19 protein-coding genes and 1 pseudogene are annotated in these 18,578 nt (G+C 66.1%); 12 read left to right on the top strand and 8 right to left on the bottom strand.

What is annotated here, in order from left to right; translation table 11 throughout:
• The 6 genes and pseudogenes from FBZ88_RS05760 to FBZ88_RS05735 form a co-directional block, all read left to right on the top strand.
• A pseudogene (locus tag FBZ88_RS05760) lies at nucleotides 1-561 on the top strand (CHAT domain-containing protein); the annotation flags it as partial.
• Nucleotides 558-956 carry a hypothetical protein gene (locus tag FBZ88_RS05755; RefSeq protein ID WP_145615833.1) on the top strand — a complete coding sequence of 133 codons (399 nt, stop codon included), beginning with the start codon at nucleotides 558-560 and terminating at the stop codon, nucleotides 954-956. The pseudogene FBZ88_RS05760 and the gene FBZ88_RS05755, both read left to right, overlap by 4 nt.
• Nucleotides 957-1,887: 931 nt before the next feature.
• Nucleotides 1,888-5,004, top strand: a complete 3,117-nt coding sequence (locus FBZ88_RS05750) for a TonB-dependent receptor (RefSeq protein WP_186464227.1) — start codon at nucleotides 1,888-1,890, stop codon at nucleotides 5,002-5,004.
• A 276-nt stretch (nucleotides 5,005-5,280) separates the two neighbouring features.
• Nucleotides 5,281-6,354, top strand: a complete 1,074-nt coding sequence (locus FBZ88_RS05745) for a LacI family DNA-binding transcriptional regulator (RefSeq protein ID WP_145615831.1) — start codon at nucleotides 5,281-5,283, stop codon at nucleotides 6,352-6,354.
• A gap of 69 nt (nucleotides 6,355-6,423) precedes the next feature.
• Nucleotides 6,424-6,810 carry an ArsR/SmtB family transcription factor gene (locus FBZ88_RS05740; protein WP_211102541.1) on the top strand — a complete coding sequence of 129 codons (387 nt, stop codon included), beginning with the start codon at nucleotides 6,424-6,426 and terminating at the stop codon, nucleotides 6,808-6,810.
• Nucleotides 6,794-7,285, top strand: a complete 492-nt coding sequence (locus FBZ88_RS05735; RefSeq protein ID WP_145615830.1) for an SRPBCC family protein — start codon at nucleotides 6,794-6,796, stop codon at nucleotides 7,283-7,285. The genes FBZ88_RS05740 and FBZ88_RS05735 overlap by 17 nt, the downstream gene beginning before the upstream one ends.
• On the opposite strand, the gene FBZ88_RS05730 is transcribed toward FBZ88_RS05735, so the two are convergent.
• From FBZ88_RS05730 to FBZ88_RS05720, 3 genes are read right to left on the bottom strand one after another with little or no spacing between them, the layout of a single operon-like run.
• Nucleotides 7,282-7,977 (bottom strand): ATP-binding cassette domain-containing protein, encoded by a 696-nt coding sequence (locus FBZ88_RS05730; RefSeq protein ID WP_186464226.1) that lies wholly within the window; start codon nucleotides 7,975-7,977, stop codon nucleotides 7,282-7,284. The genes FBZ88_RS05735 and FBZ88_RS05730 overlap by 4 nt on opposite strands.
• Entirely contained in the window at nucleotides 7,974-8,741 is a 768-nt protein-coding gene (locus FBZ88_RS05725) for an ABC transporter permease (RefSeq protein WP_145615998.1), read from the bottom strand. Before FBZ88_RS05725 ends, FBZ88_RS05730 begins: the two co-directional genes overlap by 4 nt.
• The gene (locus tag FBZ88_RS05720; RefSeq protein ID WP_145615828.1) at nucleotides 8,738-9,742 is read right to left on the bottom strand and encodes an ABC transporter substrate-binding protein; all 1,005 of its coding nucleotides are present in this window, start codon (nucleotides 9,740-9,742) and stop codon (nucleotides 8,738-8,740) included. Before FBZ88_RS05720 ends, FBZ88_RS05725 begins: the two co-directional genes overlap by 4 nt.
• A 265-nt stretch (nucleotides 9,743-10,007) precedes the next feature.
• On the opposite strand from FBZ88_RS05720, the gene FBZ88_RS05715 reads away from it, so the two are divergent.
• From FBZ88_RS05715 to FBZ88_RS05690, 6 genes are all read left to right on the top strand, one after another.
• The gene (locus FBZ88_RS05715; RefSeq protein WP_145615827.1) at nucleotides 10,008-11,294 is read left to right on the top strand and encodes an ABC transporter substrate-binding protein; all 1,287 of its coding nucleotides are present in this window, start codon (nucleotides 10,008-10,010) and stop codon (nucleotides 11,292-11,294) included.
• The gene (locus tag FBZ88_RS05710; RefSeq protein WP_145615826.1) at nucleotides 11,279-12,247 is read left to right on the top strand and encodes a PQQ-dependent catabolism-associated beta-propeller protein; all 969 of its coding nucleotides are present in this window, start codon (nucleotides 11,279-11,281) and stop codon (nucleotides 12,245-12,247) included. The genes FBZ88_RS05715 and FBZ88_RS05710 overlap by 16 nt, the downstream gene beginning before the upstream one ends.
• Nucleotides 12,244-13,029: an ABC transporter ATP-binding protein gene (locus FBZ88_RS05705; protein WP_246138519.1), complete on the top strand. Its 786-nt coding sequence runs from the start codon at nucleotides 12,244-12,246 to the stop codon at nucleotides 13,027-13,029. The genes FBZ88_RS05710 and FBZ88_RS05705 overlap by 4 nt, the downstream gene beginning before the upstream one ends.
• Nucleotides 13,026-13,832, top strand: coding sequence for an ABC transporter permease (locus FBZ88_RS05700; RefSeq protein ID WP_145615825.1), 807 nt, complete (start codon nucleotides 13,026-13,028; stop codon nucleotides 13,830-13,832). Before FBZ88_RS05705 ends, FBZ88_RS05700 begins: the two co-directional genes overlap by 4 nt.
• A 13-nt stretch (nucleotides 13,833-13,845) precedes the next feature.
• Nucleotides 13,846-14,472: a hypothetical protein gene (locus FBZ88_RS05695; protein WP_145615824.1), complete on the top strand. Its 627-nt coding sequence runs from the start codon at nucleotides 13,846-13,848 to the stop codon at nucleotides 14,470-14,472.
• An 83-nt stretch (nucleotides 14,473-14,555) separates the two neighbouring features.
• A complete protein-coding gene (locus FBZ88_RS05690; protein WP_145615823.1) occupies nucleotides 14,556-14,858 on the top strand; it encodes a DUF6916 family protein in 303 nt (100 codons plus the stop codon).
• Nucleotides 14,859-14,879: 21 nt separating this feature from the next.
• On the opposite strand, the gene FBZ88_RS05685 is transcribed toward FBZ88_RS05690, so the two are convergent.
• The 5 genes from FBZ88_RS05685 to FBZ88_RS05665 all read right to left on the bottom strand — a co-directional run bounded on the left by FBZ88_RS05685 (nucleotide 14,880) and on the right by FBZ88_RS05665 (nucleotide 18,545).
• Nucleotides 14,880-15,452: a GNAT family N-acetyltransferase gene (locus tag FBZ88_RS05685; RefSeq protein WP_145615822.1), complete on the bottom strand. Its 573-nt coding sequence runs from the start codon at nucleotides 15,450-15,452 to the stop codon at nucleotides 14,880-14,882.
• A gap of 12 nt (nucleotides 15,453-15,464) precedes the next feature.
• Nucleotides 15,465-16,013 (bottom strand): phage tail protein, encoded by a 549-nt coding sequence (locus FBZ88_RS05680; protein WP_186464225.1) that lies wholly within the window; start codon nucleotides 16,011-16,013, stop codon nucleotides 15,465-15,467.
• Nucleotides 16,014-16,082: 69 nt separating this feature from the next.
• Nucleotides 16,083-16,634: a phage tail protein gene (locus FBZ88_RS05675; protein ID WP_145615820.1), complete on the bottom strand. Its 552-nt coding sequence runs from the start codon at nucleotides 16,632-16,634 to the stop codon at nucleotides 16,083-16,085.
• Between the two features lie 33 nt (nucleotides 16,635-16,667).
• Nucleotides 16,668-17,216, bottom strand: a complete 549-nt coding sequence (locus FBZ88_RS05670) for a phage tail protein (protein ID WP_145615819.1) — start codon at nucleotides 17,214-17,216, stop codon at nucleotides 16,668-16,670.
• Between the two features lie 120 nt (nucleotides 17,217-17,336).
• The gene (locus tag FBZ88_RS05665) at nucleotides 17,337-18,545 is read right to left on the bottom strand and encodes a TIGR03032 family protein (RefSeq protein WP_145615818.1); all 1,209 of its coding nucleotides are present in this window, start codon (nucleotides 18,543-18,545) and stop codon (nucleotides 17,337-17,339) included.
• Nucleotides 18,546-18,578: the final 33 nt, after the last annotated feature.

Genomic DNA, 18,578 nt, shown 5'->3' with positions numbered 1-18,578 from the left:
GTGCGCTCGCGCGCGGTGACCATGGGCAAGATCGCCGACATCCTCACCACCCGCGGCCAGACCGACGAGGCCCTCCGCTTATGGCGCGAAGACGTTCTTCCAGCCTTTGAGCGCCTGGGCGACGTGCGCTCGCGCGCGGTGACCATGGGCAAGATCGCCGACATCCTCACCACCCGCGGCCAGACCGACGAGGCCCTCCGCATCCATTTGAACGAGCGCTTGCCGGTGGCCCAGCAAACTCAAGACTTGGACAGCCTCGCCCATATCCGCTTTTCCTGCGCCACCATCCGCCTTCGGCGCGGTGGGTTGCAAAACGGCGAGGCCGCGACGATCGCCGAGGAGTGCGCCGAGAGTTACGACCTTTATCAACGGATCGGACGGGCCGACGGCGTCGCTGTGGTTGGCGCTTTGTTCGGCCAGATTCTGGCGGCAGCCGGACAGACGGAGGAGGCGCTTAGCGTGCTCGATCAGGCCGCCGACGCCTATACTACGCTGGGGGAGAGCCAGCACGTCGAGCATATCCGCACCATCCAGGCTTCCATTCGAAAGGCAAAGGAATGAACATCACCATTACCATCGCCGGGTCCAACGCGCCGGCGCTCGCCGCCGAGGTCGAGGCGTTCCTCGCCGACGCCCTCGCCACCCGTGCGGAGCGGCACGCCCCACCGCAAGACGAAGCCATCCAGCGCGGCGATCCGCTCGCCGTCGCCGCGCTGGTGCTGGCGATCCCCAGCGCCATCACCGCCACGCTTGACCTCGTCACCCGCGCCCGGCTGGCCGAACGAATCGATCAGCTGCTGGACCGTGTGCGCGGCATGGCGGCGCCCAGCGACAGCGTGCGCCTGACCAGTGGAGCGGCGCCCGATCTCGACCTGATCACCGCCAAACGCGACGCCGTGCTTGACCGGCTTGAACACGCGCCCGACGGAATCACCAACAATCCGACCGAGGGGTGATGGCCGCCCGCTACCCCTGGGCGTTGACCGCAACGCGATGCCGGCCAACGCCCAGGTAGAACCTATACGCTCAACCTGCTCAACCCCTCCGTCGGGCGGGTGGTTAAGGACACGCGCCAGTATAGCATCAGGGCGCCTGCCCATGGGAGCGCGGGCGGCTCAGGGGCATCACACTGCCTGTACATGAAAGATGCATTTCTGCAAACGGCCTGCACCGGCCGTCCGGCATGGATCATGCCTTGCGTGAACCATAGAGGATGCAAAAGCAGTAACGCGCCCCATGGGGCCAGCCTCAGTGCGCGACCTCACCAGCCGTGCATAAATTATCCCCGCGCCCTCCCCGCGCGTCCGGAAATTCCCCAGCAATTTCAATGCTTGGCCACTTTATATGATGGAAGTTTGGCCATTTGGTGCGTTGGATGGCCACTTTATGTGTTGGGGGACACTGTGATTAAGAAAAGCAAAAAATAGAAATGATTTGACAACGCTGTCAACGCAACTATTAATAACAGAGCTGACACCCGGCAAGCACCCGGATGCCGCCTGCGATCCAATCGCCGGGCGGCGCATGGGAAGGATTTTGCAGAAGCACACCGCCGGCACTCAGTAAGGTTGAGCCTAAGTCTCAGTAAAAAATAAATATATCTCGGGAGGATAGAGACATGAGCGCGCAAGTAATCTGCCGACCCTGTCATGGATACACTCACTACAGTTAGAGCTGGTTGACCTTTCCCGATAACGGAGAGGAAGGGGTTCAGCCGACTGTCAGATCGGCATGCCCCTATTCCAGTATCAGGTAGATCCGTCGCGACCGGACAGCAGCGCTGTGCCGTTCCCTGGCGCGCACCCTAAACCATGGGTTGCGGGCGGGAACCGTGGCCAGCGGCCGGGCCCGCGCATCCACGAATACCCCCCAAGGGAGGGACCTCGCATGTACGGAGAGTTGAAGATGTTACGGCGGCTGTTGATGGGTGCCGCCTCCTGCGCCGCCTTGGCTGCCACCTTGGCCGCGCCCACCGCCTTCGCCCAAAGCACGCAGCCGGCAGCACCCGATCCGCAGGCCGCCCCCCAGGCCACCCCGGCCGAGCAGGGCGGCGTGGAGGAAATCATCGTCACCGGGTTCCGCAAGTCGCTGGCCGACGCGCTGGAAAACAAGCGCCAGTCGAACCTGATCATCGAATCCGTCACGGCCGAAGACATGGGCAAGATGCCCGACCAGGACATCGCGGAATCGCTGCAACGCCTGTCGGGCGTGCAGATCGACCGCGACAACGGCCAGGGCACCCGCGTGCGCATCCGCGGCCTGAGCCAGAACGTCACGGTGCTTAACGACGAACCCTTCCTGTCCGGCCTGGAAGCCTACGCCAGCGGTGAAGGCTCCGGCGGCGGCGGCAACACCGCCACCAACTCGCTGGAAGCCATCCCGTCCGACCTGATCGCCGGCGTGGACGTCTACAAGTCGCCCCAGGCCAGCCTGGTCGAAGGCGGCATGGGCGGCATCATCAACCTGAAGACCCGCTCGGCCCTGGACACTCCGCAGGGCTGGACCGTGGGCGGCAACTTCCGCATGACCACGGGCGAGCACGCCCGCATGGAAGACTGGACCCCCATCGGCGCCATCGTCGGCACCTACAACTTCAACAACAAGATCGGCATCACGGCGGCGTTCTCGTACTCCGAGACCGACACCCACTCCGACATGATGCAGGGCCAGAACCGCAGCGGCTGGGCCATCGAGCCGGCGGCCGGCACCTCCAGCAACCCGATGGCGACCATCCCGCAGAAGTACATCTCGCCCGAGCTGCTGTATTTCACCGACCGCGACACCGACCGCACCCGCATCAGCGGCCAGCTGGGCATCGACTACGCCGTCACCGACAGCCTGACCCTGAACGCCGACTGGCTGCATTCCACCTACGACATCCTGACCCAGGAAGCGTCGAACAAGCTGTGGTTCAACTCGAACGGCCTGGGCCTGGGCATCGACCCCAGCCAGCCCTACAGCATCGACAGCAACGGCGTCATCAAGTCGGCCACCATCCGCGCCCTGGGGGCCGAAGGCGACAGCGACGTGCAGAACGTCCACCTCACGGCGGACAACTTCCACTTCGGCGGCAAGTGGGACAATGGCGGGCCATTCCGCGCCAAGTTCAAGGTCGCCTACGCCACCTCGGAATACAATTCCGACAGCGCGCAGCAGGACGTCGAGTATTCGCAGTACAACGCCGCCCAACCCTGCGCCACCAGCCCCAACGGCTATTGCAACGCCCCGCTGAACCCCTCGGCCCCCGGCGGCAGCAGCCCGGTCAGCCACGGCCCGGCCTATTCCTTCAACTACGTCAACAACGGCACGCTGCCGTCGGTATCGTACAACGCGCCCTACGCCGACCTGATCAGCAACCCCAACAACGCCGTCTTCAAGTCGGCCTGGGCGTGGAACATCCACTCCAAGGACGATTTGTGGTCCGGCCATGCCGATGGCGAGTACGACGCCGATTTCATCAAGGCGATCAAGACGACCTTCACCGCCGGCGTGCGCTACACCGACGACAAGATCAACTACAGCCTGTCGCATTATGAGCTGGACAAGTCCTCGGCCGGCCAGACCGGGTACTGCAGCAACGGCACCTGCTATGGCACCTACGGGTACTACATGGACCCGGCCATCCTGAACGAGGGCATGACCAACGCCGCCACCGGCGCTACCGCCGGCGGCAACTTCGTCGGCGCCAGCGGCGCCCCGTCGCAAACGCCGCCGGTCATCCCCGCCCAGACGGCGCTGAGCGCCCCCAACCGGGCACAGCTGGTCAACAACTTCTTCCCCACCGGCAACGCGGGCAGCAGCATCCTGGTGCAGAACCTGTCCCAGATGCAGAACCCGGTGCAGTGGCTGCAGGGCAACTTCCCGCAGTTCCCGGGCAAGATGGTGCGCGACCCCATCAACTCCTTCGTCATCGAAAGCCAGCGCGTCTCCGGCTACGCCATGGCCGACATGGGCAGCAAGGAGGATCGCTTCCACCTGAACATCGGCGCCCGCATCGTCGACACGGTGCAGAAGGTGACGGCCGGCGCCCTGCCCGCCAACCCCATCTACATCTCCGACGAATCCTGGGACGGCTCCAACGCCATCACCAACCCGGACGTCGTCACGGCGGAACGGCACTACACCGACATCCTGCCCAGCATGAACCTGGTGCTGGACGTGGCGCCGGACCAGAAGGTCCGCTTCTCCGCCGCCCGCGTCATGTCCCCGCCCAGCCCCTATGACCTGGGCCGCGGCGCGCAGTACAACTTCACCCGCGAGACCAACACAGCGGGCAAGCAGGGCTTCGCCTTCGTGGGCGGGAGCGGCGGCAACCCCAATCTGGACCCCTTCCGCGCCACCCAGATCGACGTCGGCTACGAATGGTACTTCGGTGAGCAGGGCGCGCTGACCTTCGGCGGCTTCTACAAGTCCATCGACACCTTCATCCAGACACAGACCACCTCCATCACCGTGATGGACGATTTCGGCGGCAGCACCGCCGGCTTCACCGCCCCCAGCAACGGCGCCGGCGGCAGCATCAAGGGCTTCGAAATCGGGGCGCAGTACGCCTTCGACTTCGGCGTCGGCTTCAACGCCAACTACACCTACTCGCTGTCCACCTCGTCCACCCACACCGACTTCGCCCAGGATCTGCCCATCCCCGGCGTGTCGCTGCACGCCCTGACGGCGCAGACCTACTATCAGAAGGGCGGCCTGGAAGCCCGCCTGTCCTACAGCTGGCGGTCCAGCGCCGTGAACGGCGACGCCATCGGCTCCACCTTCGCCATCCTGGACGCCACCACCAACAAGTCGGTGACCTATGGCGTGTTCAGCCGGCCCTATGGCCAGCTGGACGCCCAGATCGCCTACCAGTTCACACCTGAGTTCGGCATCACCTTCGAGGCCATCAACCTGACCGATGAGTCTCAGGAGACCTATCTGCAGTTCAAGAACCAGCCCTTCACCTACGTGAACGCGGGTCGCCGCTTCATGCTGGGCGGCCGGTTCAAGTTCGGCGGCTGATGCCCATGAGCTGCGGGGCCGGTCCGGCAGCGACGCCGGGCCGGATCCTGCAGAAACCGGGGGCCTTCAGGTTCTGTTTTCCAAAAGGTCCCCGATACCGGGAACTGCCGGGTTTGGCCGTTCCCGGGCCTTCTTCTTGATCTCCCTTCTATGCGCATACCCTCTCCCCGGGGACTATGCGCCCACTCCGGGCGGCATGATTGCGATCGTGCCGCCCTTTCTTTTTTGTGCCATTACAGGACTAGTGACAGCTGGTGCCGAGGGGAGCGATGCCACATGGGGAATGACGCCCGGAAACCGACGATCATCGACGTCGCCCGTGAGTCCGGGGTTTCCATCAAGACCGTGTCGCGTGTGCTGAACGGCGAGCCTTACGTCAACCGCGCCACCTTGGACAAGGTGATGAAGGCCATCCACGACCTGGGCTACCACCCCAACATGTCGGCGCGCACGCTGGCCGGCAAACGGTCCTACTTGCTGGGCCACCTCTACGGCGATCCCGCCGGCCCCTACACCATGGAAATCCAGGTGGGCCTGCTGAACCGCTGCCGCGCCCGGGGCTACCACCTGCTGATCGAGGAGATCGACTATCGCGGCCAGGATGTGGAGCGGCGGGTGCGTGCCGTGCTGGACTGGCTGCGCCCCGACGGCGTGGTGCTGACCGCCCCCATCACCGACGAACCGCGCGTGCTGTCCGTGCTGACGGAAAGCGGCATCCCCCTGGTGCGGGTGACGGCGGAAAGCGGCGGCGACACCTTCTCCTCCGTCTGGATCGATGAGCGGCAGGCGGCGGCCGCCCTGACCCGCCACCTGCTGTCGCTGGGCCACCGCCGCATCGGCCTGATCAAGGGCCCCCCCAACCACGGCGCCACCGACCGCCGCCACCTGGGCTATCGCGACGCGCTGGCGGAATTGGGTATCGCCGAGGATCCGGACCTGATCGAGCAGGGCGCCTTCACCTTCCCCTCCGCCCTGCCCTGCGCCGAGCGGCTGCTGAGTTTGCCGGAGCCGCCCACCGCCATCTTCGCCTGCAATGACGAGATGGCGGCCGCCGTCATCGTCGTGGCCCAGGCGCGGGGCCTGAGCTTGCCCGACGACCTGTCCGTGGCCGGCTTCGACGATTGCCCCATCGCCAGCATGACCTGGCCGCCCCTGACGACCGTGCGCCAACCCATGCGCAAGCTGGGGGAAGAGGCGGCGGATCTGCTGATCTCCCGCCTCATGGAACGCCCGCGCGGCGACGCCACCGTGCCCCACCGGCTGGTATCGCATGACCTGGTGGTGCGTGCCTCCACCGCCCGGCCAAAGGCACAGAACCCGGCGCGCCGCCGCGCCAAGAAAGCCGGCTAGGACCAGCCGCGTCGGCAGCCGGCCACAGGTGAAGATCGGTTCAGGGCGATGACGTCGGAACGCTTGCGCATGCCGCGCGTTGGCCATACACTGAACCACATGGTTCAGTATTTAAATCCTGCCCTCGACCTCTCATTCGCGGCGCTGTCCGATGCGACCCGCCGTGGGATCATCGATCGGCTTGGCCGCGGGGACGCGTCGATCACCAGTCTCGCCGATCAGTTCCGGATGACGCTGACCGGCATGAAGAAGCACATCCAGGTTCTGGAGCGGGCGGGGCTCGTCATCACGCGGAAGGTCGGGCGGGTCAGAACCTGCGCGCTTGGGAAGCGCGGCCTGGCGGCGGAGGCTGAATGGATCGAGGCCCACCGCAAGCTCTTCGAGGCGCGCTTCGCCGCATTGGACGACATCATCAGTGAAATGAAACGGGAGGAAAGCGATGACTCAGCACGGTGACAACCCCACGTCAGTCGAGCGCAGGGGCGATCGCGAACTGGTCGTGACGCGGATATTCGACGCGCCGCCGAGCACGGTTTACCGGGCGTGGAGCCAGCCGGAGCTGTTCCGGCGCTGGTGGGTGCCGAAATCGGTGCCCGGCATTTCTCTCGTATCGTGCGAGCTGGATGTGCGTACCGGCGGAAAGTATCGCCTGGAATTCGCCGCCGGCGGCTCGGACACCATGGCCTTCTACGGCAAGTATATCGAGGTGGTGCCCAACGAGCGCATCGTCTGGACCAACGACGAGGGCGAAGAGGGCGCGATCACCACCGTGACCTTCGAGGACCTGGGCGGGAAGACGCGGCTGACTTTCCACGAAGCCTATCCGTCCAAGGAGGCGCTTGAGGAAGCGCTGCAGAGCTCGGCGGCGGCACTGCCGGAGCAGCTGGCGCAGCTGGGCGACCTGCTTGCCGGCACGGGCGATCTGCCCTAACGGGCCAGGTCACGCAAGGCCGCCACGGTAGCGGCCGCCAGCGCGGGATCGGTGCGGACCCCGGGCGGCACCGCCTGGTCAAACAGCAGGCGGGCGGGCCCGGGTGAGAGCACCAGCACGCGATGGGCCAGGGCCACCGCCTCCGCCAGGTCGTGGGTGATCAGCAGCGTGGGCACAGGCCGGCGCAGGAGCTGTTCCGCCAGGACGGCGCGGGCCAGGCGCTGGTTGCCCTCATCCAGGGAGGCGAAGGGCTCGTCCAGCAGCAGGGCCTGGGCATCCACCGCCAGGGCGCGGGCCAGCGCCAGCCGCCGCGCCATGCCCAGGGACAGCTGCGAGGCCCAGACGTCCGCCTGGGCGGCCAGACCCAAGCGCTCCAGCAGGCGCTCGCCCTCCACGGGGTCGGCGCCGGCCAGGGCCAGGTTCTGCCGCACGGTGCGCCAGGGCAGCAGGCGGGGCTGCTGGAAAACGACACCCAGGTTGGGAACCGGGCGCGCGCCCTCTCCGCTCCACCGCACGGTGCCCGTGACCCCGCGGTCCAGCCCGGCCACCAGGCGCAGCAGCGTGCTCTTGCCACAGCCGGAGGGGCCGACCACGGCCGTCACCTCGCCCTCATCCAGGCTGAAGGCCAGGCTGCCCAGTACCGGCCGGCCGGCCAGGCGTTTCTCACGGATGTCGACGATGAGCCGGGTCACGACGCCCTCCACCGCGCCGCCCGGCGCTCCAGCGGCTGCAGGGCCGCCCATTCGATGACCTGAACGATGAGGATGAAGGCCAGGGCGTAGGCCAGGATGTGGGCCACGTCGAACAGCTGGAAATAGACCTGGATCTGGAAGCCGACGCCGTCGCTGCGGCCCAGCAGCTCCACCACCAGCACGATCTTCCAGATCAGCGCCAGGCCGGAGCGGGTGGCGGCGAACAGGTAGGGCAGCAGCTGCGGCAGCACGATATGGCGCAGGGTGGCCGCGCGGCCGTAGCGGAAGACCCGCCCCATCTCCAGCAACTCCGCGTCCATGGCCCGCACCCCCTCGCGCACGGTGACGGCGGTGGTGGGCAGCTTGTTCAGCGCCACGGCCGTGATGGCCGCCGCCTCCGTCAGGCCGAACCAGACGTAGAGCAGGACGATCAGCACCAGGGCCGGCAGGTTCAGCAGCAACAGCAGCGCGCTGTCCAGCCACAGATCCACCGTGCGCCACCAGCCCATGGCCAGGCCCAGCGCCGTGCCCGCCCCCATGGCCAGCAGGAAGGACGCCGCCACCCGGGCGAGGGTGATGCCGACATGGTGGGGCAAGGCGCCCGACGCCGTCTCATGCGCCATGACGGCCAGCACGGTGGAGGCCGGCGGCGCCAGGGGGCTGGCCGCCAGGCGTCCCGCCCCCTCCCACACCAGCAGCAGGACCAGGATGGACAGCGCGCGGATCAGCCAGGCCCGGCCCCGGTCCGCCGCCTCCCGATTCACCAAGATTGCGCCGCCTGCCAGAAGGTACCGGCCGGCAGCGTGTCGCCACCGCCGCCGACCAGCGCCGGTCCGCCCACCGAGGCCAGCACCTGGTACAGCTGGGCGGCGGCCTCTTGTTCCGCCGCCCCCCAATGGCGGGGAATGCCGCGCCGGTACCAGTCGCGCAAGGCGTCGAACTCCGCATCGCTGCCGGCGTCGGCCAGGGGGCGCAGCCTGGGCCATTCCGCCTCGTCCTTGACCAGCAGGTCGCGCGCCTGGCGGCTGGCGGCGATGAAGCCCTCCAGCACAGCGCCATTGGCCTTGGCCCAGCGGTCGGAGAAGACGTAGCCCACCATGGGCGGCGTGCCCTGGACGCCCAGCCCGGTCACCGCATCCTCAACCGTCAGCAGGCGGCGTTGCCCGGCCGCCTGGCCCTTGGCGGCGAAGGGCCAATAAGTCAGCAGGGCGTCCAGCCGGCCGGCCGCCAGCGCGTTGGCCAACAGGGGCGGGGCGCCGAAGGTCTTCTCCGCCGTCCGGTCCAGGTCGATGCCGACCTGGCGCTGGGCATAGGCGCGCAGGATCAGCCAGTTCTTGTCCAGCGCGCCGCCGGCGATGCCCAGGCGGCGGCCCGGCAGGTCGGGCACCGTGGCCACGGCCCCCTGCGCCGGGGCCATCAACGCGCCGGCGGAATTGGAAAAGGGGATGAAGGTCCAGTCGCCGCCGCCCGATCCTCCCTGGGCCGCCCGCTGCCGCGCCACCCACAGCCAATCCACGGCGATGGTGTCCACCTGGCCCGCCTGCAGCGCCACCTGCGTCGCCTGGCCGGTGGCGAATTCCTGGGGGACGATGGCCAGGCCGTGGGCCGCGTCCAGCCCGTGGCGGCGGATGACGTCCAGTTCCCACGACACGGTGCCGTAACGCAGGATGCCGACACGCAAAGCCGGCGCGCCCGCGGCACGGGCGCGCACAGGCATCGACGCGGCAAGCCCCGTGGCCAACAGGCGGCGGCGTGTCATGGTCATGGGGACATCCAAATCGGGGCATCCTCCGCGCCCGGCCAGGGCGCCGGACCCAGTTCAATCCTGGGTTGTTTCTGGCCCTGGATTGTTCCTGACTTCGACGGCCATTATCGGGCCGCTGGCTTCGCCCCTGTCAACCCGGGCCCTCTACGACTATAGAATGAGACAGCGCGCTGATTTCCGGCCCTGATTTCCTATGGCGGCCCCGGATGACCCAGGCCATTATCGGTCGGCGGTCCCTGGTCTGACGTTTAAGGAGACGGCGGAGATGCCCAACCGCCGCCATGGCCTGATAGGCGTGTATCCCATAGGCGTACTTATTTCCGGCCTGCTGCTGGCCGGGCAGGCGTGTGCCGCGCCCCCTGCGGCGCCCCCCCATGCGGCACCCCCTGGGGCGAAGCCCACCACCGTTGCGCCCAAGCCGGATGCCAAGCCTGATCCTGTCGCCAACATCGCCTATCTGGCGCTGGTGCAGAAACGGGTGCTGCCGCAAAGCTTCCTGGACCAACCGCCGGAGGACGACGGCGTGCAGGGCGCCCGCCTAGGCCTGGCCGACAACATCACCACCGGCCGTTTCATCCACCAGGCCTATCACCTGGAAGAGGCGCTGGAGCCCGACGCCGATGCCGTGGTCGCGGCCTTCAAGAAACTGGTGGCCCAAGGCTATCGCGCCTTCGTCACCGACATGCCGGCCGACCTGCTGCTGCGCCTGGCCGACTTGGCCGAAGCCAAGGACGCCACGCTGCTGGACGCCACCAGCACCGACGACGCCCTGCGCGGCGAGCAGTGCCGGCGCAACGTCCTGCACCTGCTGCCCAGCCGCGCCATGCTGGCCGACGCCCTGATGCAGTACCTGACCATCAAGAACTGGCGCGACATCCTGCTGGTGGCGGGGCCCAACCCCGAGGACAAGCTGTATGCCGACGCGCTGCGCAAATCGGCGCGCAAATTCCGCCTGAAGATCGTGGCGGACAAGCCCTGGACCTATGACCCCGGTGCCCGGCGCACCGACACCGGCCACTACGCCATCGGGGCCGAGGTGGCGCGCTTCACCCAAGGCATCAAGTACGACGTGCTGGTGGTGGCGGATGAGGGCGACAATTTCGGCGATGACCTGGGCTATCGCGCCACCGACCCCCGCCCCGTGGCCGGCACCCAGGGCCTGGTACCCGCCGCCTGGGCCCGCCCCTTCGAGCAATGGGGCGCCACGCAGTTGCAGGCCCGTTTCCTGAAGCAGGCCGGTCGCTGGATGACGGAGCGGGACTACGGCGCCTGGATGGCGGTGCGCGCCCTGGGCGAGGCTGCCACCCGCGGCGGCAGCGTGGAGGGGGCGGCCATGACCGCCTATCTGCGCAAGCCCGAGTTCGAACTGGCGGCCTTCAAGGGCGCGCGGCTCAGCTTCCGCGCCTGGGACGGGCAGCTGCGCCAGCCGGTGCTGCTGGCCGACGCGCGATCGCTGGTGTCCGTCTCGCCGCAGCCGGGCTTCCTGCACGAGACATCGGAACTGGACACGCTGGGTCCCGACCAGCCGGAGACGACATGCCATCTAAAGTGAAATGCGCAGCACTGCTGGCCACCCTGTTGGCCAGCACACCGGCTCTGGCCGAGCGGCTGCTGGTGTCCAATGAGAAGGACAACACCATCACGGTGGTGGACGCCGGTACCCTGGCCGTCGTCAAGACGGTGAAGGTGGGCGCCCGGCCGCGCGGCATCGCCCTGTCCAAGGACGGCAAGGCGCTCTACATCTGCACCAGCGACGCCGACCATATCGAGGTGTTGGATCTGGCGAGCCTGACGGTCAGCCGGACCCTGCCCAGCGGGCCAGACCCGGAGCTGTTCACCCTCAGCCCCGACGGCAAGACGCTGTACGTGTCCAACGAGAACGACAACATGGTGTCGGTGCTGGACATCGCCGCCGGCCGCATCGTCACCGAGATCCCCGTGGGGGTGGAGCCCGAGGGCATGGGCATCAGCCCGGACGGCAAGATCTTGGTGAACACGTCGGAAACCACCAGCATGGCCCATTTCATCGACACCCAAACCCACGAGGTGCTGGCCAACGTGCTGGTGGGGAGCCGGCCGCGCGTGGCGCAATGGACCAAGGACGGGTCGCTGGTCTGGGTGTCGGCGGAGGTGGGCGGCACCGTCAGCATCATCGATTCCGCCCAGCACAAGGTCATCCAGACCATCCGCTTCGACATTCCGGGGGTGCCGAAGGAATCCATCCAGCCGGTGGGCATCCAGTTGACCGCCGACGGCGCCACCGCGTTCGTGGCGCTGGGCCCCGCCAACCGCGTCGCCGTCGTCGATACCCACAGCTACCAGGTGAAGAAGTACCTGCTGGTGGGCCAACGGGTGTGGAACCTGGCCTTCTCCGGCGACGGCAAGCGGCTGTACACCACCAACGGCGTCAGCAACGACCTGTCGGTCATCGACGTCGATGCGCTGAAGGTGGTGAAGTCGGTGCCGGTGGGCCGCCTGCCCTGGGGCGTGGTGGTGGCGCCGTGACGCCAGCCCCACAGCTTGCCACCGCGGCTTTGGATGTATCGGGCCTCAGCCACGCCTTCGGCCCCCGCCAGGCCCTGCGCGATGTGGGCTTCAGCCTGGCCCCCGGTGACTTCACCGTGCTGCTGGGCCTCAACGGGGCCGGCAAGACCACGCTGTTCGCCCTGGTGACCCGCCTGTATCACAGCCGGCAGGGGCGCATCGCCGTCTTCGGCCACGACATCCGCCGCCAGCCTTCCGCCGCCTTGGCCGCCATGGGTGTGGTGTTCCAGCAGCCCACCCTGGACCTGGATCTGACGGTGCGGCAGAACCTGGCCTATCACGCCAGCCTGCACGGCCTGGCCGGATCCCGCGCCCGCATCCGCATTGAGGAGGAGCTGGAGCGCGTGGGCCTGGCCAATCGGCAAAACACCCGGGTGCGCCAGCTGTCCGGCGGCCAGCGGCGGCGGGTGGAGCTGGCTCGCGCCCTGGTGCACGACCCGGCCCTGCTGCTGCTGGATGAGCCCACCGTGGGCCTGGACATTGAAAGCCGCCGCTTCCTGATCGACCACGTCCGCCACCTGTGCCGCAGCCGGGACATGGCCGTATTGTGGGCCACCCATCTGATCGACGAGGCGGACGACACCGCCAAGGTCATCGTGCTGCACCAGGGCCAGGTGCTGGACCAGGGGCCCGTGCCCCAGGTGACGGCCCGCGCCGGCGTGCCCACCCTGCGCGCCGCCTTCGACACCCTGACACGTCAGCATCAAGGGACACCTCAGTATCAAGAGGGGGCCACGCGATGACCCCCATCCACTACGCCCGCTGCCTGGGTGGCATCGTGAAGCGCGAGGCGCTGCGCTGGACGCAGCAGCGCGGCCGCTTCTTTTCCGCCCTGGTGCGGCCGTTGGTGTGGCTGGCCATCTTCGCGGCGGGATTCCACTTCGTCCTGGGCGTCTCCATCATCCCGCCCTATGAAACCTACATCCCGTACGAGGTCTATATCGCCCCGGGCCTGCTGGCCATGATCCAGCTGTTCAACGGTATGCAGAGCTCCCTTTCCATGGTTTACGACCGGGAGATGGGCAGCATGAAGACCTTGCTGGTCAGCCCCTTCCCCCGTTGGTTCCTGCTGACGGCCAAGCTGCTGGCCAGTGTGGTGGTGTCGGTGGTGCAGGCCTATATCTTCCTCGCCATCGCCTGGTTCTGGGAAATCGATCCGCCGCCGCTGGGCTATTTGACGGTGCTGCCGGCCCTGATCCTGTCGGGCCTGATGCTGGGCGCCTTGGGCCTGGTGCTGTCGTCCTTCATCCGCCAGCTGGAAAACTTCGCCGGGGTGATGAACTTCGTCATCTTCCCCATGTTCTTCGCCTCCTCCGCCCTCTATCCGCTGTGGCGGGTGAAGGAAAGCAGCCTGACGCTCTACTGGATCTGCCAGGCCAATCCCTTCACCCACACGACGGAGCTGATCCGCTTCGCGCTGTACGGCCAGATGGCGCCGCTGTCGGCCGGGGTGGTGGCGGGGGCCACGCTGCTATTCATGATCCTGGCGGTGTGGGGTTACGACCCCGGCCGGGGCCTGCTGGCCCGCCGCGGCGGCGGCGAGTGAAGAGGGTTTGCCCATGCGCGTCCTGTTGAGCCTCACCCTGATCCTGGCGGCCGGCACCGCCCTGGCCGCCCCGCCCCCGCCGGCTGGCCAAGCCAACCCCGACTGGCCCTGCCACCAGCGGCTGGTGCCGCAACTGACGGCCGCCACCTACTGGGGCGGGGCCCCCCTGCCGGAGCATGTGGACTGGCGTGCCGACAAGCGGGTGGCGGCGGTGGTGCAGGCCACGGCCCCGCGTGAGATCCCGGCGGATGAGGGTGAGAAGGCCCTGACCCGCTTCGCCGACAAGGTGCCCAAGGGCCAGCGCGCAGCCCTCTATCCCAAGATCTTCGCCGGCATCGTCGACGAGATCAACAGCCAGCGTGGCGGCGTCATCACCCGCATCCAGGATCTGGCGCACCGCCAGCGCGACATGGGCGATCTGGTGTCCAAGGCCACCACCGAACTGCAGGCCATCCCGGCCGAGACCACCGACCCGGACAAGCAGCAGCAGCGGGCGGAGATCGTGCAGCGCCGCGGCTATCTCATCCGCAATTTCGAGGAGGTGGAGCGCACACTGCGCTACACCTGTGAAGTGCCGGTGGACCTGGAAGCGCGCCTGGGCACTTATGCCCGGGTGCTGATGGACCGCCTGTCGCCATAACGGCGCGGCGTCGTTTTTTCATTCCCCACCCTACCCGCCATGGTATAGTACCGCACCTTTCAAGTTAAGAGAGCGGTCACACCATGCTGGGCGAACTTACGGCGCAACATTTCCTGCCGCTAATCGATCAAGAATTCACGGTTACCTACCCCGAATACCAAGGGACCTTGATTCTGAGCAAGGTTGACCATGGCAAAAAGAGTTCCGCACCCGGTCGCTTCCGTGATCCGTTCTCTCTTTTATTCAACGGAACGGATCCGAACACGATGCTGAACCAGCACATCCATCCCTTGACCCACCCCACCTTGGGCACGCTGGAGATCTTCCTGGTGCCGCTGGGGCGTAACGAGGATGGGACCTATTTCTACCAGGCGGTCTTCAGCTGACCACCTGTGGGCTGGCGGCGGTCACGTCGCTGGTACCGCCCGCCAGGCCATGAGGAAGTAGGGGCCCACGGGCTCCACATCCTGAAAACCCAGCCGCTGATAAAGTCGCCGCGCGCGGTTGTTGCCTTCCACATGGATGGAGCATTGGGCGTAGCCCTCCTCACGGGCCAAGCGCTGTACCCAACGCAGCAGCGCGCCACCCAGGCCATGGCCGCGCCAGTCCGGCATCAGGCCGATTTCCACGATACGCAAATCCCTGACATTGCGGCGGAACAGGTAGAGGCGGCCGATGGCCCGCCCATCCTTCTCCACAATCATGAAATCGGCATCGTGGTAATGCAGAGCATAATGGGCCGCCTGCAGCCGCGCCTGATCCCGCAGGAAGGCCAGGCGTTCCCCATCCGTCCACGGGGCGGCCTGCATCTCCTCCCACCGGTGCGAGACGTAAAGGTCACGCACGAAGTCCGTGTCCCCTGCCCCCTGGTCGCGTAGGGACAGCCCTTGGGCCGCCAGGCCGGCAGGCAAGGTCAACGGCGGCAGAACCGGGGCGGCGTCATCCACTGCGGCCGCCGCCCCTTCAGGCAGGCAAGACATCAAACCCCTTCCTCACTGACGCGACGGGAACTCACCGAACTGGCAGATGCAGAAGTTGACCACCAGATAGGGCTGGTCGTTGGCACGGGGGGCGATGGCTGCCGAGCCGACAGTGCCAACCGTATTCGCCGCCAGCGTCGGGCCGCCTTGGGTCACCGCCGTGGTGGAATACAGCAGCATGTTGTTTGGACGGCTGAGGTAGGTTGTCCCCGTCGGAGTCGATACATATCCCGCATTGCTAATATTCGGATTCTTGACGTTTACTAAATGGTTATGCGCGGGGAAATTGGCGCTGGTCAGCGCCACTGTATCGGAACCACCCTTGGCGCCCGCAACGTGCGTTGTCAGGCCAAGACTGGAACCGTAGGCGATGGGAATGCATCCCATCATATTGGGCAGATTGTAATAGTTCTGCAGATCGCCGCCGTAAGTATTGCCGATGACGGCGTACAGCGTGTTGTTCTGCTGAATCAGCACTTGCTGGCCGTTACACTGCGACCAGTTGGCGGGCGGAAACGTGAAAGCGAAGGCGCGGATTTCACCGGTGAAGGGATCAGCCATGGTGAGATTCCTTCCAAAGGGAAGCGTCACGGGAAAGCCGTCGCTCATGGGACGGCGTCGGCATGAGAGTCAATTCCGGGACGGATAGATGCCCTGAATGGCCATGATGTAGCCAACCGCAATGAAGGGCATCATGTTGTTGTGCGGCAAAGCCCCCCCGCCGGTGGCCCCCAGAGCTTGGGTTATGACATTGGCCTCCAACTGCACCGTCGCGGCCGTAGTGTCGGACGTGTACAGGCCCTTGATGCTGGTGGTGGCGGTATAGGAGGCAACCAAGTTACCGGATGCGTTGAGATCGGAACCCGTCGCCGTGCTGGCGCTGAAGCTGTGGGTGTGGGCGGGTGTATTAGCCTGCGTCAGCGTGACCGTCTCCGTGCCGCCGCTCTGACCCAACACGCGGCTGGTCAGGCCTGTGCCTTGCCCTTGACCGATCGGTGTGCGCCCCCGATAGTCCGGCAGGTTGAAGTTGGTAACGCCGTTCCCGCCGTAAGTCGTGCCAATCAGCGCGAACAGGGCTTGATTCTGACTGAGGCTCTGCGCGGAACCATCGCAAGCCGCCCAGTTGAGTGGCACGTAAGGGCCGGCGAAAATGCGGATTTCGCCCAGAAAGCATTCGGACATCGGTGCCCTCCCTCTTGAAGTGCGTTGGCGGGGTCAGTTGCGCGGCGGAAAAATGCCCTGTAGGGCGATGCAGTAGTTGGCGACGACCCAGGGCTGCATGTTGGCGACAGGAGCGCTGGCACCGCTGGTGGCGAGGGTATCGGCGGGCAGGGTAATCGTGGCTACCGGTTGAGTGTTCACGGTGGGTGGCGTGTAGAGCGGGATCGTAGGATTCGTTGCGACCTTCGTGACTGTGGCCAGGGCATGATTTGCCAGGCTGGCCGTTTGCGGAGGCGTGGCCGGGCCATTGATCACGTTCACGGAATGGGTATGGACCGGTAAGCTCGCCGTCGTCAGCGTCACCGTTTCCGCCCCACCCGACAGCCCCACCTGGGGCATCTGCTGACTGAGGTGCCGCGGCGTCCGTCCACGCAGATCCGGCAAATTGAAATTGCTGGTCCCGTTGCCGCCATAGTAGACACCGATGAGGGAATACAGCGCGATATTCTGCTGCAGGTTCAACAGCGCGCCGTTGCATAGCGCCCATCCTTTAGGCGCCCAGTTCCAGGTAAAAATGCGGATTTCGCCCACGAATGGTTCCATGAGAACAGCCTCCCCTTTTCGTGTTGAGCGAGCATCGATAGAAGTAACTACACTTTTAGGTCAAGTCCACAGCGCAATTGCTGCCAGCGGGCGTATAACCCTTCGGATAGATCAACCCCTTTATCCTTGAGATTTTTCCGGGCCGGCAGGCGGTTTGGTAAAGAGCCGCTGCACGCCGCGATAGGGATGGGGAAAGCTGTTGTCTGGCAACTGTACACGCTGGCGGTGCAGTTCGGGGTCCCGGAAACCTGGGCAATAAGGCCGGCGGACGCCGGCATTGAACACGACGTCGTACAGTTCCGTCACCGGCCCGCTGATCGTCAACCAATGAGCGTTATGGCCCGTGCGCAAATCGACAATCTGCAGGCCGCAGCGCTGCTGGATGTTGCCAGCCTGGAGCTTGGCGTTCAACGCGATGCCCGAAGCGAAGCTATTGGTGCGCAATTGCGACAGGCCGACGATGGCATAGTCGCCCACGAAGCTGAGGCCACGGGCGAAACCCGGGCATTCGGCCACCGCGACGAAACCACCCCGCTCGCCATCGACATAACCGAACTGGCCATCGCCCGAATTCAGCAGCCACAGCCGATCGCGATACCAACGGGGCGAATGCGGCATCGATAGGCCTTGGGCCAGGATCTCGCCCGTCTCCACGTCAACGGCGAAGCCGCCGCCATTCTTGGTGCCGCGCCAACCGAAGGTGGTGTCGGAGCGACCGCACAAGGTCGCATACACCACCCGGCCGTCACGGGCACCGATGCCGTTCAAGTGGCAGCGATCCTCCGCCATCAGGCTGGAAATGAAGTCGGGCTTCCACAACGGCCGGAAGTTGAACTGGTCGTCCAATGCGGCGATGCAGCTGAAATTGGTGTTGGCGAAAACGAGTTCATGGCGCTCGCCCTTGAAATCGACATCCGCGATCATGTCATGCGTATCGCATGGGCCAATGAAATAGCCCTTCCTCGGCATGTACAAGGCATCGACGGGCAGGCTGTCCAGCGTCGCCGGGCCGGTATTGGCGAACTTCCAGATTTGTTCCTTATTGCCCAGCCAGATTTTGTCCGTGTCCACCGCTAGGCCCATGGCCGTGCCCACCACCCGGTCAAGCACATGCAGGCCGCCATCGGTCTCATAGAGGAAAATCAGGCGTGCGGACTGGTAGGTGGACATCAACAGGCTGCCCCCCGTCTCCGCCAGCCATGCAGCGAAACCAGGGGATGGCAGAAAGCGGGGCGGCTCCATCCTGTCCTGGCTGGCCACGGGGACGGAATTGGTCACATCCTCTGCCGTTTCATTGACCGCCGTTCCCGCTTCGGGCGTCATCGCCATCTTTACCCCTATGCCTTCAGGCCAGTATTTTGA

The organism is Nitrospirillum bahiense (genome assembly GCF_007828025.1).
In the GTDB taxonomy this organism is placed as follows: Bacteria; Pseudomonadota; Alphaproteobacteria; order Azospirillales; family Azospirillaceae; genus Nitrospirillum; species Nitrospirillum amazonense.
The sequence above is the reverse complement of the archived record's forward strand: the minus strand, read 5'-3'. Positions and strand labels throughout refer to the sequence as shown.

Coding starts and splice junctions, on each gene's coding strand:
- FBZ88_RS05755 (WP_145615833.1), top strand. CDS start 558: ATGAACATCACCATTACCATCGCCGGGTCCAACGCGCCGGCGCTCGCC.
- FBZ88_RS05750 (WP_186464227.1), top strand. CDS start 1,888: ATGTACGGAGAGTTGAAGATGTTACGGCGGCTGTTGATGGGTGCCGCC.
- FBZ88_RS05745 (WP_145615831.1), top strand. CDS start 5,281: ATGGGGAATGACGCCCGGAAACCGACGATCATCGACGTCGCCCGTGAG.
- FBZ88_RS05740 (WP_211102541.1), top strand. CDS start 6,424: ATGCCGCGCGTTGGCCATACACTGAACCACATGGTTCAGTATTTAAAT.
- FBZ88_RS05735 (WP_145615830.1), top strand. CDS start 6,794: ATGACTCAGCACGGTGACAACCCCACGTCAGTCGAGCGCAGGGGCGAT.
- FBZ88_RS05720 (WP_145615828.1), bottom strand. CDS start 9,742: ATGACCATGACACGCCGCCGCCTGTTGGCCACGGGGCTTGCCGCGTCG.
- FBZ88_RS05715 (WP_145615827.1), top strand. CDS start 10,008: ATGCCCAACCGCCGCCATGGCCTGATAGGCGTGTATCCCATAGGCGTA.
- FBZ88_RS05710 (WP_145615826.1), top strand. CDS start 11,279: ATGCCATCTAAAGTGAAATGCGCAGCACTGCTGGCCACCCTGTTGGCC.
- FBZ88_RS05700 (WP_145615825.1), top strand. CDS start 13,026: ATGACCCCCATCCACTACGCCCGCTGCCTGGGTGGCATCGTGAAGCGC.
- FBZ88_RS05695 (WP_145615824.1), top strand. CDS start 13,846: ATGCGCGTCCTGTTGAGCCTCACCCTGATCCTGGCGGCCGGCACCGCC.
- FBZ88_RS05690 (WP_145615823.1), top strand. CDS start 14,556: ATGCTGGGCGAACTTACGGCGCAACATTTCCTGCCGCTAATCGATCAA.
- FBZ88_RS05685 (WP_145615822.1), bottom strand. CDS start 15,452: ATGTCTTGCCTGCCTGAAGGGGCGGCGGCCGCAGTGGATGACGCCGCC.
- FBZ88_RS05680 (WP_186464225.1), bottom strand. CDS start 16,013: ATGGCTGATCCCTTCACCGGTGAAATCCGCGCCTTCGCTTTCACGTTT.
- FBZ88_RS05675 (WP_145615820.1), bottom strand. CDS start 16,634: ATGTCCGAATGCTTTCTGGGCGAAATCCGCATTTTCGCCGGCCCTTAC.
- FBZ88_RS05670 (WP_145615819.1), bottom strand. CDS start 17,216: ATGGAACCATTCGTGGGCGAAATCCGCATTTTTACCTGGAACTGGGCG.
- FBZ88_RS05665 (WP_145615818.1), bottom strand. CDS start 18,545: ATGGCGATGACGCCCGAAGCGGGAACGGCGGTCAATGAAACGGCAGAG.